A 14,209-nucleotide genomic window follows, 5' to 3' on the forward strand; every position below is an offset into this window, starting at 1 on the left:
GGATATGGATTCCCAGGCTGGAGCCTGGGAACCAGTCAATGCCCAATGCCCCATGCCCCATGCCCCATCCCCAAGAGTACCTCATTTACCAGAGAAAGGTTTATAACTAATGAATCTCTCAGAACCGTTTATTCGCCGTCCAATTATGACCACCTTGGTGATGGCGGCAATTCTGATTTTTGGTTGGATGAGTTATCGCTTACTGCCGATTAGCGATTTGCCAAACGTCGATTATCCCACGATTCAAGTCAGCGCTTCCCGGCCCGGCGCTAGCCCGGAAACGATGGCGGCATCGGTGGCGCGCCCGCTAGAAAAGCAATTTTCCAGCATTGCTGGACTCGATACGCTAACCTCAACGAGTACCAGCGGCAAAACTCAAATTACGCTTCAGTTCAATCTCAGCCACAGTATTGACGATGCGGCGCAAGATGTGGAATCGGCTATTTCCTCGGCCTCGGGCCAAATGCCCAACGATTTGCCAAATCCGCCTACCTACAGCAAAGTCAATCCCGCCGACGGGCCGATTCTTTACCTTTATCTCACTTCACCAACGCTTCCGCTTTCTGAGGTTGATAAATACGCACAAACCTATCTAGCGCAAAAGCTTTCGACAATCGCCGGTGTGGCGCAAGTACAGATTTACGGTTCTCAAAAATATGCTGCTAGAATTCAACTCGATCCGCAACAGTTAGCAACGCGGCAAATTGGCATCGCTCAAGTGCAAACTGCGATCGAACAAGGGAACGTCAACTTACCCACAGGAAGCCTTTCCGGTAGCCATAAAAACTTTACGGTGCAAACCAACGGACAGCTTCAGGATGCAGCAGCATTCCGTCGTTTAATCGTGACGTATAAAAATGGACAGCCTATTTATCTCGAACAATTAGGGCGAGTGGTTGACAGCGTAGAAAATACTCAACTTGCTAGTTGGTATAACAACGATCGCGCAATTATCCTCACGATTCAAAGACAGCCTGGCACAAATACTGTAGAAGTTGTAGAGACGATTCAAAAATTACTGCCCAACTTAAAAACTCAGATTCCGAGTTCGATCGAACTTGGGGTGATGTACGATGCGTCTCAATCGATTCGCGATTCCGTTGACGACGTTCGGTTTACCCTCGTTTTGACGATCGCCCTAGTTATCTTAGTAATCTTCTTATTTTTACGCAATCTGTCTGCAACAGTCATTCCCAGTTTAGCGCTGCCGGTTTCGCTGATCGCAACCTTTGGGGTGATGCACTTATTCAACTACTCGCTAGATAACTTGTCGATGATGGCACTGACGCTATCCGTCGGCTTTGTGGTCGATGATGCGATCGTCATGCTCGAAAACATCGTCCGCCACATAGAAGAAGGAGAAAGCCCGCGAGAAGCGGCGCTAAACGGGTCTAGGGAAATCGGCTTTACGATTTTATCGATGACGCTTTCCTTGGTAGCGGTGTTTATTCCGATGTTATTTATGAGCGAGTTGTTGGGGCGCTTGTTTCATGAATTTGCAGTGACGATTGCAGTTTCAATTTTGGTTTCAGGCTTTGTATCTTTGAGCCTGACACCGATGTTGTGCAGCCGTTTTTTGCGTCCGGTAAATCACGCCAATCAAAGCCGGCTTTATCGAGCTTCAGAGTATGTATTCGATCGCTTTTTAAGTTTGTACGATTGGAGCCTCAAGAAAGCTTTAAAATATCACCGCACCACGATGATTTTGTCATTCGCAATGGTGTTTGTCACAGTTGGACTATTTATCGCGGTTCCCAAAGGCTTTATTCCCAGCCAAGACACCGGACAAATCACGGGCATTACTCAAGCTGCACAAGATGCCTCTTTTGATGAATTAGTTCGCCACCAGCAAGCCGTTGTCAGCGCGATTCGCCAAGATCCAAATGTGGAAGCAGTTAACTCGAATATCGGGGCAGGAGCGAGTGCAAATGGTGGCGGGGCGGCAGTTGCCGGAAATTCGGGAAGCTTGTTTATTCGGCTGAAACCGATCTCGCAGCGGCAGATGGGAGCCGATGAAATTGTGCAGAATTTGCGATCGCAACTAGCAGAGATTCCCGGCATTCAAGTCTTCTTGCAAAATCCTCCGGCAATTCCGCTGGGCACTCAACAAAGCACTGGATTGTATCAACTCGCGCTGCAAAGTTCTGACGTTCTACCGCTGCGGCAATACGTCCCGCAACTGGTTGACAAAATGAAAGCAATGCCAGCAATTCAGGATGTTAACAGCGATTTGCAGATGACTTCTCAAATCAAAATTGATATCGATCGCGACAAAGCCTCAGCATTAGGAATTACTGCCAGTCAAATTGAAAACACTCTGAGAAATGCTTACGGCGCTTACCAAGTTTCCACGATTTACGGTGCTAGCAACGAGTATCAAGTTATTTTGGAACTAGAACCAAAGTATCAAAAAGATCCCAATGCTTTGATGCAGCTTTACATCGCTACAGCGGGCAGTAATTCAACTGATGCTTCGGGCGGTCAAACACAAGTACCGCTAGCAACGTTTGCCAAAATTACTCCGGGAACTGCACCGTTAATTGTCAACCATGTCGGGCGGATGAATGCTGCGACAATTTCCTACAACCTCGTTCCTGGGGTGGCGCTGGGAACGGCAAATAGTGCGATCGACAAAATCGTGAAATCGGTAATTCCTGACAGCATTTCTACGAATTATAAGGGCGCGAGCCAAGTATTTCAAAGTTCGCTGCCGAGTTTAGGGTTTCTGTTGGCCGTGGCAATTTTGGTAATCTATTTAATTCTCGGTATTTTGTATGAAGATTTCATCCATCCGATTACAATTCTGTCGGGATTGCCTTCGGCGGGATTTGGCGCGTTATTAACGCTGATGTTGTTTGGCGTTGAGCTCAACGTTTATTCATTCATCGGCATCATCTTGCTGGTAGGGATTGTTAAGAAAAACGGCATTATGATGGTGGATTTTGCGATCGAAGCCCAGCGCGACGACGGCAAAAAACCAGCAGAAGCAATCTATCAAGCCTGCTTAGTGCGCTTTCGGCCGATTATGATGACCACAATGGCGGCACTAATGGGAACATTGCCGATCGCCCTAGGAGTTGGTGCGGGTTCGGAATCTCGCCGCCCGTTAGGAATTGCCGTTGTCGGCGGACTTTTGTTTTCACAAGTTTTGACACTGTATCTCACGCCCGTATTTTACATATACATGGAATCGTGGCGGAAAAAGCTCAATGAGGTGAATTTTCGGCAAGTTTTTTCATTTAAATGAGGATGGTAAAATAACCGTTTTAAGAGGATACGACAATGCCGTTTCCCTACCCCAAAATAATCGATTATCCTCGCGAGGAGGACACGGCAATGCCCTTTCCCTACCCCAAAATAATCGTAACTCTGGACACGGCAATGCCGTTTCCCTACCCCAAAATAATCGATTATCCTCGCGAGGAGGACACGGCAATGCCGTTTCCCTACCCCAAAATAATCGTAACTCTGGACACGACAATGCCGTTTCCCTACCCCAAAATAATCGATTATCCTCGCGAGGAGGACACGGCAATGCCGTTTCCCTACCGCGATTAATTGTAGGGACACGGCACTGCCGTGTCCTCATGGTTCGACATCTCACTACCAACCAAGTTTTATGAACCTTTCAGAAATTTTTATCCGCCGCCCCGTGATGACCGCACTGGTCACAATCGGCATCCTAATCTTCGGTTTAATGAGTTATTTTCTGCTACCAATTAGCGCCTTGCCGCACGTTGAATATCCCTTCGTAAGTGTCTCTGCTAGCTTACCCGGTGCAACCCCCGAAACAATGTCATCCTCAGTCGCCGCGCCGCTAGAAAGACAGTTCACTGAAATAGCTGGCCTCAATTCGTTTAACTCCACCAGTTCCACCGGTAGCGCGAACATTTCCCTACAATTCGACTTCAGCCGCAGTGTGAATTCTGCTGCTAAAGATGTACAAGCTGCGATCGCCGCCGCCGCCGGTTCATTGCCATCGGGAATGCCCAAACCGCCTACCTACCGCAAAGTTAACCCTTCAGTTGCGCCGGTTCTATACCTTTATTTGTACTCCAAAACCCTGCCCATTGCAGAAGTGGATGAAGCCGCAGAAGTGACGATCGCACAACCCATCTCAGCGATCGACGGTGTGGCACAAGTGCAGGTTTACGGGCAGAAACAATATGCAGTGAGAATTCAACTCGATCCGCGAGAATTGACCTCCAGGGGAATCGGATTAGATCAAGTTAGAACCGCAGTTACGCAAGGAAATGTAAACTTGCCAACCGGAAGCCTGTCTGGCGATCGCAAAAGCTATTTAATTCAGGTAAACGGTCAATTAAATAATGCAGCCGAATATCGATCGCTGATCGTTGCTTACAAAAATGGCGCAGCAGTGAGGCTGCAAGATTTAGGAAACGTGATAGACGACGTGCAGAATAACAAAGTCTTGAATTTGTACAGCGATAAAAATGTTACAAATCAACCTGCAATCTTGCTGGCAGTGCAGCCTCAACCCGATGGAAATACTGTCGAAATCGTCGATTCGATCGTGCAAATGTTACCCGCACTCAAACAACAAATTCCCCAATCGATCGAAATGGGAATTATGTACGATCGCTCTCAATCTATTCGGGCTTCTGTAGACGATGTGAAGTTCTCCTTAGTTTTGTCGGTGTGTCTGGTTGTCTTAGTAATTTTTCTATTTTTGCGGAACCTCACAGCGACGCTAATTCCGAGTTTAGCTTTGCCTGTGGCGATTATCGGTACGTTTGCGGTGATGTATCAGTTGGGATACTCGTTAGATAACCTGTCTCTGATGGCGCTGACGCTTTCAGTAGGGTTTGTGGTGGATGATGCGATCGTGGTTCTCGAAAATATTGTTCGCCACCAAGAAATGGGAGAAGCACCGCTAGAAGCAGCATTAAAAGGGTCGAAAGAAATTGGTTTTACCATTATTTCAATGACGCTTTCATTGGTCGCCGTATTTATTCCTATCATGTTTATGGGCGGGTTAATCGGTCGGTTATTCCACGAATTTGCTGTGACAATTTCTGTGGCAATTTTGGTGTCAGGATTTGTTTCTCTGAGCCTCACGCCGATGTTGTGCAGTCGATTTCTCAAATCGTCCCACCAACACCAACAAAACCGCTTCTACCACCTTTCAGAGCGGGGATTCGAGCTGTTGCTGCAAGGATATGAATGGACGCTAAAACCTGTTTTGAAATACCGTTTTATGACGCTAATTGGTTCTGTAATTCTGCTGGTATTGACGGCTTATTTGTTCGTTCTGGTTCCAAAAGGCTTTATTCCGACTGAAGACACCGGACAACTGATGGCTAACACAAAAGGAGCGCAAGATATCTCCTTTGAAGATATGCTGCTTCACCAACAACAAGTTGTTGATATTATTCGGAAAAATCCCAACATCGCAGCGTTGAACTCAACCGTAGGTGCGAGCGGCCCGAACGCCTCTGCGAACAACGGACGCATTACCATTAGGCTCAAACCCCGATCGCAGCGCCGCCTCAGTGCCGACGAAATCATCCAACAACTGACTCCTAAATTGCGCGGTATTCCGGGGATTCAAGCTTTTTTACGCTCTCCTGCTGCGATTCCGATCGGCGGTCAACAAACAAATTCACAATATCAGTTTACGGTGCAAAGTTTAGACTTGCAAGCGCTGCGTCAAGCGGTGCCGGAATTGTTAGCTAAAATCAAAACGCTACCGGGATTGCGCGGTGTGGATAGCGATTTGCAACTGAGCACGCCTCAGCTTCAAGTTAAAGTCGATCGCGACAAAGCCGCAGCCGTCGGCGTTAGTGCTCAACAAGTGCAAAAAACCCTCAGCGCAGCTTACGCTTCAGGACAGGTTTCGACGATTTATACCCCGAACAATCAATTTACGGTGGTGTTAGAGCTCAAGCCTGAGTATCAGCGCGATCCGAGTGCTTTGTCGATGCTTTACGTGCGATCGAACACCGGACAAATGATATCGCTAAGTGCGATCGCAAATGTCACCCAAACAGTCGGCCCGCTAACCGTCAATCACCTAACTGGATTGCCCTCTGCTACAATTTCCTTTGACACTCTTCCCGGCACATCACTGAGTCAAGCAACCGCAGCTATCGAGAAAGTTGCAAAGGATGTTTTGCCGCCGTCAGTGACAACAAGTTTCCAAGGTGCAGCACAGGTATTCAACCAATCTTTTAACGATTTAGGTTGGTTGTTGCTGGTTTCTATTGTGGTGATTTATTTAATTCTCGGCATTTTGTACGAGGATTTCATTCACCCGCTGACAATTTTGTCAGGTTTGCCGTCAGCGGGATTTGGTGCACTGTTAACGCTGGTAATCTTTCAGGTTGAACTCAATCTCTATTCGTTTATCGGGATTATTCTGCTGGTGGGAATTGTCAAGAAAAACGGTATTATGCTGGTAGATTTTGCGATCGAGAAACAGCGCCAAGAAGGCAGAAGCGCGTTTGATGCTATTTACGAAGCCTGCATCGTCCGCTTCCGTCCGATTATGATGACGACGATGGCGGCTTTAATTGGAACTTTGCCGATCGCCCTGGGAGTTGGTAGCGGTTCGGAATCGCGCCGTCCGTTGGGAATTGCGATCGTCGGTGGATTGCTATTTTCGCAAGTTTTAACGCTGTATCTTACTCCGGTATTTTATACTTATATGGAAGCGTGGCGAAAACGGCTAGGTCAACCAAAAATGAAGCTGTCTGAATTTTTCTGGCGTCCGAAAACTCGCCCTTCGAGCAGAAATTAATACCAAATACGCGTTGAAAACTTCTTTATTAGACTGGGCGGTTTCAACCGCAGAATAGAATCTTGAACGTGGATTAGGAACTCTGTTTTATTAATTAATAATCAGCGGGCGATCGCCTTTTTACCTCTCTGCTTTGATTAGTGCGATCGCGGTCTTTTTTCCTGCCTTTTTTAATTTGCTGGCTCATCTCGACAAACAAATCCCTGCGTAAATAAGGATAGTCGCTCACCCACACGTCGCGGCTGGGAATATAAATATCTGAAACTTTGGCAATTCTGCCCAAATCTTCTTGATTTGACATAATTAACATTAAAGCAGCTTGGCCCGGGACAATTCCTTGGTGATCTTTCCGTAATGGAGCTCGAAGTGTAGTAGTAAATCCGGTTTTGTCGCCAACTTCTAAGTTGATGCGTGGTTCTAGGTTGTCAACTATTACGAGTTGTCCTTTTTGATTGACAGTTTCTTCTTGACTTGTGACTTCATCTGTGATGTAAACATCCAAAACTCGCCCTTGCCAAAAACCGCAGTATTGATATTTACGGCATTCTGCATTCCGCAAACTCGCCCACAAAATAGGCCCCCACAGCCAGTACAAACCAGCTATTAATCCGGTGATTAAAACTAGCGGTCCGACATCGGAACCGGCGAAGTTATAAACTACAAGTAGGAAAACTACGCTGACTGCAGAGATTAACATTCGCCTCAAAAAATCGGGCGGTTTCCCCCAGATATATTTGTATTGCGCTCCCGTGGCGACGGCGGGAATTAGTTCTTGAAAGGTTTCGCGGGTTAAGGGAATTAGCATAGGAAGTTCGGCAACGGATGAGTGTAACGGATGCAACGGCTGTCTGTTCGGAAGCGGATTATATTAAGGGATTTAACAGATTTAACGGATTGATGTTGAAGTCAAAAATCAGAAGTTAGAAGTCAAAAATTAGAAGTTAGATTAATTCCACATTACTAATGACTAATGACTAATGACTAATGACTAATGATTAATGACTACAAGATTTTTTCCAGGCCGTAAACAAGCGATCGCAATTCCAGGACTTTGCGTATAGACAGCAAAACTCCTGGCATATAACAAGCGCGATCGCTAGTATCGTGTCGTAAAGTATAAACTTGACCGGCGCCACCAAAAATTACCTCTTGGTGGGCAATTAAACCGGGTAAACGGATGCTGTGAATGCGAATCCCTTCATCTGCCACTGAACCTCGCGCTCCGGCTAATTTTTCGGTTTCCTCAACTTCTGGCGGATTGAAAGTTTTTCCCATTTCTGCTAGCATTTGGGCAGTTTGAATTGCCGTACCGCTGGGGGCGTCGGCTTTTTGATTGTGGTGCAGCTCGATAATTTCTACGTGTTCAAAATACTGAGATGCCGTGACGGCGGCTTGTTGGAGCAAAACCATGCCGATCGAGAAATTGGGTACGATCAAACAGCCGATGCTGGCTTTCTCAGCAAATTCAGCTAATTTTTGAATTTGCTCGCTGCTCAAGCCAGTAGTGCCGACTACCGGGCGAATGCCGTAAGCTATCGCCGATCGCACGTTTTCATAAACCGACTTCGGGTGCGTAAAATCTACCATCACCCCTAACTGCTTTTCCTGAGCTGCTAATACCAGCATTCCTTGCAAGTCGTCAGTGATGGGAACTTCTAACGGGCCGCATCCGGCTAATTCCCCGGCATCGGCGTTGAGGCACTCAGGAGAGCGGTCTACAGCCCCAAATAAGGTCATGTCACTAGCATGAGCGATCGCCTTAATTACTTCGCGGCCCATTTTGCCTGCGGCACCGTTAACAATCACCGGAATCGGAAGTTGATTCGCCATAATCTCAAAAATATCCTGAAAGTTCGATCGACTAAATTTTAACGCTTGTGCGAATTTGGGGAAACAAGGAATGAAAGACAGGATTTTTCGGCAAATCTTCAAAAACCCGGTTCCCATTCGAGAAATACTTGGCCAAATCGAGTAATTAGCTTAAAGAAACTCGGTTGCGGCACAAGGTCTGAAAAAATTACATTCAATCTCATATTAAGCTCAATTCTGTAAGAACAGACTTGTGCAAAGCTAATTTGCACCGACATATTTTTTCTGTGACTGCCAAATTCTCTCGAAATCTTCGATATGTCATGTCTGTCGCAACTGGCCTCAACCTGAGTTATCAAAACCGACGGGTCAGGATTTTGCCTGCAATGCTTGCGGGCGCGACTGTAACGCTGCTGAATATGGGAGTTCGGCAGTTGGGAGGCCTGCAAGGCTTGGAATTGGGGAGTTTTGACTCGTTAGTGCGCTTGCAGCCAGATTCGGGCCCCGATCCGCGACTGCTGGTAGTGGGAATTTCTGAGGCCGATATTCAAGCTTTGGGGAGATTTCCGATTTCCGACGGCGCGATCGCTCAAACCTTGACAAAACTGCAAAAGTATCAGCCAAAAGTCATCGGTTTGGATTTGTACCGGGATTTGCCTCAAGGGCCGGGACACCAAGAATTGCTGGCCAAGCTGAAAGCACCGAATGTGGTGGCGATCTATAAATTGAGCGATTCAGAAAGTCAGGGAGTGCCTGCGCCCCCGGGGATACCCCCCGATCGGCTTGGTTTTAACGACTTCGTGCTCGATCCTGATGGCGTTGTGCGCCGCAATTTGCTTTCAGTCTCCAACAAAGCACAGAAGAATACTGCTTTCTCTTTTTCTGTGCAAGTGGCTTTGCTGTATTTCAAAGACAGAGTGCAGCCGGAAAATAGCCGTGTTCATCCCCACCAAATCAACTGGGGAAAGGCAGAATTTCTGCCTTTGACTGCTAACAGCGGGGGCTATGCAAATCTCGACGCCACAGGCTACCAAATTCTGCTCAAATACCGTTCTGGTAAGGAGGTGGCGCGACAAGTCAGTATCAGGCAGGTATTGAAGGGAGAAATTGACCCAAGCTGGGTTAAGGACAAGATTGTGTTGATCGGGACGACGGCACCGAGTACCAGAGATTTGTTTTTGACGCCTTACAGCCCGGTTAAAAAGCAAAGTCCGAAAATGCCGGGGGTGTTGCTGCACGCGCAAATGCTCAGCCAAATATTGAGTGCGGTTTTGGATGGACGATCGCTGTTTTGGGTGTGGCCGGAATGGGCGGAAATTTTGTGGAACGGTGCTTGGGCCATGGTTGGCGGGGTTTTGGCTTGGCGGATTCAGCATCCTGTGAGGGCGGGATTGGCTGGGGGTGCGGGATTGATGGGGCTGTTGGGGATTAGTTATGGGATTTTTACTGGGGGTGGGTGGGTACCGTTAGTGTCCCCGACTTTGGGTTTGTTGGTGACTGGTGTGGGTGTCAGCGCTTACAGGAAGCTTTACGATGCTTTTCACGATTCTCTGACGGGTTTGCCCAACCGGGATTTGTTCGTGGATTGCCTGGGGCGGGCGATCGCCAATACTAGGGGCCGCCGCAGCTATATGTTTGCGGTGCTGTTTCTGGATTTAGACAGGTTTAAGGTGATTAATGATTCTTTGGGTCATTTGGTGGGGGATGAACTGCTGATGGCGGTGGTGCTGCGGTTGAGGGCGATTATTGGCTCTGGGGATACTGTGGCGCGGGTGGGGGGCGACGATTTTGCGATTTTGGTGAGGAATATTGATGTTGACAGTGCCGTGGATTTGGCAGATCGAATTCACCAAGCTTTAATTGTACCTTTTGAGTTGAAGGGGCAGGAGGTGTTTGTCACTGCGAGCATCGGGATTGCCCTGGGGGGCGAACCCGCTGCTACTGTCAGGGAACAGCCGGAACACTTGCTGCGGGACGCCCACACGGCGATGTACCGGGCGAAGGCTTTGGGAACGGGAAGGTATCAGGTGTTTAATGCTTCGATGCACGCTTTGGCGGTGGAGAGGTTGCAGTTGGAAACTGATTTGCGGATGGCCCTCAAGCGTCAGGAGTTTTTGCTGCACTACCAGCCGTTTGTATCTTTGGCAAGCGGGAAGATTATTGGGTTTGAGGCTTTGGTACGCTGGCAACACCCGCTGCGGGGTTTGATTCCGCCGATGAAGTTTATTCCGGTGGCTGAGGAAACGGGGGCAATTGTGCCGCTGGGTGAGTGGGTGCTGGAGGAGGCTTGCCGGCAGTTGCGGCTGTGGGAGGAAATGTTTGGTTTCGAGCAACCTTTGATTATGAGTGTAAATTTATCTGGGAAGCAGTTTGCTCAGCCGGATTTGGTCGATCGTCTGAAGGTGATTTTGGAAACAACGGGTTTGAGTGCCGAAAGTTTGAAGTTGGAGATTACGGAGAGTGTGGTGATGGAGGATGTGGAGTCGGCGATCGCGGTTTTGAAGCAGATGAAAGCGTTAAATGTGAATTTGGGAATTGATGATTTTGGCACGGGTTATTCGTCGTTGAGTTATTTGAGTCGGTTTCCTACGGATACTTTGAAGGTTGATAAGTCGTTTGTGGGGCGAATGGAGATCGAAAGCGAGGGAGAGAATGTGGCGATCGTGCGGACGATTGTGGCGCTGGCTCATGCTTTGGGTATGGATGTGATTGCTGAGGGAGTGGAGACGGCGGCACAATTAGCTAGGTTGAGGTCGATCGGCTGCGAATACGGTCAGGGTTATTTTTTTGCTAAGCCCTTACCGAGCGAGGCTGCGACTGCTTTGATGGCTTCCGAGCCGGAGTGGTAGTTGTGGGTTATTAGTTATTAGTTATTGTACGTTAGAGCTAAAATTGAAAGTCGATCGGGTTCCCAAAACAGCTCTTTAATCTGTTGGATGCTAAAATTAGTGTTATGTAAACAAACATGAAGCTGAAAGAACTTGTCAGCCATCTCGTTATCGATCCTCGAAAATTAACAGAGTATGCTCTTAATTTAGATAATCCAGTCGGTAGCGATAAAGCTGTCATATTTCAGCGTCGTTTAGGATTTAGCCAAGACAACTATGAATTGCTATTAGCACAGATTTCAGCTAAAACTCTTGATGCTGAAGCAGTTTTAGGACTAAATGACAAACACGGACAGCGCTATACTGTAGACTTGGAAATTCTGGGCGCACAGGGACAGCAGGGGATTGTCCGTACAGGTTGGATCGTAGAACCGGGTAGTAATGGGGCGAGACTGGTAACACTATTCGTTCGGAGGTAAGCACGATCGTGCCAGAATTATTTGATATAGTCGAATTGTTAGTAACATTGCCTGAATCTAATTTGCACCAGGGTGTTAGAGGGGCAATTGTAGATTGTTATGATGATGGAAATTACGAGGTAGAGTTTAGCGATTGCTCTGGCGAAACGATAGCTTTGTGTACTCTGTCTACCGAGCAGTTTTTAGTTGTTTGGAAGTCGAAAGAAAGGCGTTGGTTGTCTGTATCTGAGCTATTAGCTGCGATGGTTGAACGTTTGTCTGATGAACGTCAGCAACAAATTTTAGAGTTTGCGCGTTCTGTGTCTCAGAAATAGTCTGTTTTTGGCGGGGTTTTGAGAGGAATCAGACAAACTCTGTACTTGGATTTCAAGGCTGCAGATCGACTGTTGTCCACCTATATGTCACAATAAACAAGCAATTATTATATTTTGAGTTATCCTGTGAGTCCTACTGCCGAAGTCAGCAATACCCTAAATGCGGGCGCTCTACCAACCGTTACCGCTACCCCAGCCCGCCGCGCTGTTTTTCCCTTCACTGCAATTGTTGGCCAGGAGGAGATGAAACTGGCGCTGCTGTTGAATGTCATCGATCCCAAAATTGGCGGGGTGATGATTATGGGCGATCGAGGTACTGGTAAATCTACCACAATCCGCGCCCTCACTGATTTGCTGCCGGAAATTGAGGTGGTGGCTGACGATCCTTTTAACAGTCATCCCAGCGATCCAGATTTGATGAGCGATGAGGTGCGCGATCGCACTTTATCTCAAACTGAGATTAAAATCGCCCGCAAGAAAGTTCAAATGGTAGATTTACCTTTGGGCGCTACCGAAGACCGAGTTTGCGGTACGATCGACATCGAGAAAGCTTTGTCGGAAGGTGTTAAAGCTTTTGAACCGGGGCTTTTAGCTAAAGCTAACCGTGGCATTCTGTACGTTGATGAAGTCAATTTGCTCGACGATCATTTAGTCGATGTTTTGCTCGACTCTGCCGCCAGCGGTTGGAATACTGTTGAAAGAGAAGGCATTTCGATCCGCCACCCGGCTAAGTTTATTTTAATCGGTTCCGGGAATCCAGAAGAAGGAGAATTGCGGCCGCAGTTGCTCGATAGATTTGGGATGCACGCAGAAATTCGGACTGTAAAAGACCCGAATTTAAGAGTGGAAATTGTCGAACAGCGATCGAGTTTTGACCAAAATCCAGCGGAGTTTCTCGCGAAATATCAGCACGAACAAGATGATATGCAGCAGAAGTTGGTGGAAGCCCAGGAAAGATTGAAATCGGTAACTATCGATCGAGAGTTGCGGGTAAAAATCTCCCAAGTTTGCGCTGAATTAGACGTAGACGGGCTGCGGGGCGATTTGGTGACGAATCGGGCTGCGAAAGCTTTCACGGCTTTGGAATGCCGCACAGAGGTGACTGTGGACGATATTCGCCGGGTGATGACTCTGTGTTTGCGGCACCGGTTACGGAAAGACCCGCTAGAATCAATAGATTCGGGGTATAAAGTGACTAAAGTGTTCGATCGGGTATTCGGCCTAGAAACAACTGAGGGGTAATTGGTAATTGGTAATTGGTAATGGGTAATTGGTGGTGATGAAACCTTCCCAAATTTTCATACCTAATTCCCATTCCCAATTACTAATTCTGGCAATGGAAAAACGAATTTTAGGATTAGATCCGGGCTTGGCAAATCTCGGCTACGGGGCAATTTCCTGTCAAATTGTCCCCGGAAAACAAGATAAAAACAGCGTTTCCCTGATTGATTGCGGCGTCATACAAACAACGCCAAAACAGGAAATGGGACAGCGCTTGAAAACAATTTACGACGATTTGCACGAGGTAATTGAACAGATTAAACCCGATATAGCAATTGCCGAGAAACTGTTCTTTTACAAGATGGGAAATACGATACTTGTAGCGCAAGCGCGGGGCGTTTTGACGCTAGTATTGGCGCAGTGTGGAGTGCCGTTATTCGAGTTTACGCCGGCTCAAATTAAGCAAGCTTTGACGGGCCGCGGTAATGCCGATAAATCTGAAGTGCAAGATGCCGTGGCGCGGGAGTTAGAGTTGGGTTATATTCCGAAACCCGACGATGCGGCGGATGCTTTGGCCGTGGCTTTGACTGGTTGGTACGATGATGACATTTGTCCGAAGAAAATACAGTTGGAAACAGGAAAAATTTGATGCAATATCAAATCATCGGCAAATTATAGCATTTATTAGAAAGATGAGGTATAATATAACTAACTTAAACGTAGTGAAAAATATAGAAGTTCAAAATGTTATACAGCTCTAATTAAATGGGGCGCTCTTCGAGCAGTAGTCCCTCGACC

General features: G+C 47.3%; 10 protein-coding genes. 8 read left to right on the forward strand and 2 right to left on the reverse strand.

Features of this window, described 5'->3' with window-relative positions:
* The first annotated feature begins 109 nt into the window (after positions 1–109).
* From QUA04_RS07140 to QUA04_RS07150, 3 genes are all read left to right on the forward strand, one after another.
* Complete coding sequence (locus QUA04_RS07140; RefSeq protein ID WP_333255184.1) at positions 110–3,247, forward strand: efflux RND transporter permease subunit; 3,138 nt, start codon at positions 110–112, stop codon at positions 3,245–3,247.
* A gap of 35 nt (positions 3,248–3,282) precedes the next feature.
* Positions 3,283–3,558 carry a hypothetical protein gene (locus QUA04_RS07145; protein ID WP_333255186.1) on the forward strand — a complete coding sequence of 92 codons (276 nt, stop codon included), beginning with the start codon at positions 3,283–3,285 and terminating at the stop codon, positions 3,556–3,558.
* 61 nt (positions 3,559–3,619) lie between these two features.
* On the forward strand, positions 3,620–6,760 hold the full coding sequence (locus QUA04_RS07150; RefSeq protein WP_333255188.1) for an efflux RND transporter permease subunit: 3,141 nt from the start codon (positions 3,620–3,622) through the stop codon (positions 6,758–6,760).
* A gap of 94 nt (positions 6,761–6,854) precedes the next feature.
* Here QUA04_RS07150 and QUA04_RS07155 read toward each other — a convergent pair whose 3' ends face one another.
* Together QUA04_RS07155 and dapB are read right to left on the reverse strand one after the other, a co-directional pair.
* Complete coding sequence (locus tag QUA04_RS07155; RefSeq protein WP_333255190.1) at positions 6,855–7,565, reverse strand: phosphate ABC transporter permease; 711 nt, start codon at positions 7,563–7,565, stop codon at positions 6,855–6,857.
* Between the two features lie 197 nt (positions 7,566–7,762).
* Positions 7,763–8,590 (reverse strand): 4-hydroxy-tetrahydrodipicolinate reductase, encoded by an 828-nt coding sequence (gene dapB, locus QUA04_RS07160; RefSeq protein WP_333216661.1) that lies wholly within the window; start codon positions 8,588–8,590, stop codon positions 7,763–7,765.
* Between the two features lie 302 nt (positions 8,591–8,892).
* On the opposite strand from dapB, the gene QUA04_RS07165 reads away from it, so the two are divergent.
* The 5 genes from QUA04_RS07165 (at position 8,893) to ruvC (ending at position 14,060) form a co-directional block, all read left to right on the forward strand.
* Positions 8,893–11,418: an EAL domain-containing protein gene (locus QUA04_RS07165; protein ID WP_333255192.1), complete on the forward strand. Its 2,526-nt coding sequence runs from the start codon at positions 8,893–8,895 to the stop codon at positions 11,416–11,418.
* A gap of 116 nt (positions 11,419–11,534) precedes the next feature.
* Positions 11,535–11,876 carry a DUF6883 domain-containing protein gene (locus QUA04_RS07170; protein WP_333255194.1) on the forward strand — a complete coding sequence of 114 codons (342 nt, stop codon included), beginning with the start codon at positions 11,535–11,537 and terminating at the stop codon, positions 11,874–11,876.
* An 8-nt stretch (positions 11,877–11,884) separates the two neighbouring features.
* On the forward strand, positions 11,885–12,190 hold the full coding sequence (locus QUA04_RS07175; protein ID WP_333255196.1) for a DUF4926 domain-containing protein: 306 nt from the start codon (positions 11,885–11,887) through the stop codon (positions 12,188–12,190).
* Positions 12,191–12,316: 126 nt separating this feature from the next.
* Positions 12,317–13,432: a magnesium chelatase ATPase subunit I gene (gene bchI, locus QUA04_RS07180; RefSeq protein WP_333255198.1), complete on the forward strand. Its 1,116-nt coding sequence runs from the start codon at positions 12,317–12,319 to the stop codon at positions 13,430–13,432.
* 94 nt (positions 13,433–13,526) lie between these two features.
* On the forward strand, positions 13,527–14,060 hold the full coding sequence (gene ruvC / locus QUA04_RS07185) for a crossover junction endodeoxyribonuclease RuvC (protein ID WP_333255202.1): 534 nt from the start codon (positions 13,527–13,529) through the stop codon (positions 14,058–14,060).
* Positions 14,061–14,209 lie beyond the last annotated feature (149 nt).

It is taken from the genome of Microcoleus sp. S13_C5, from assembly GCF_036700845.1.
Lineage (GTDB): Bacteria > Cyanobacteriota > Cyanobacteriia > Cyanobacteriales > Microcoleaceae > Microcoleus.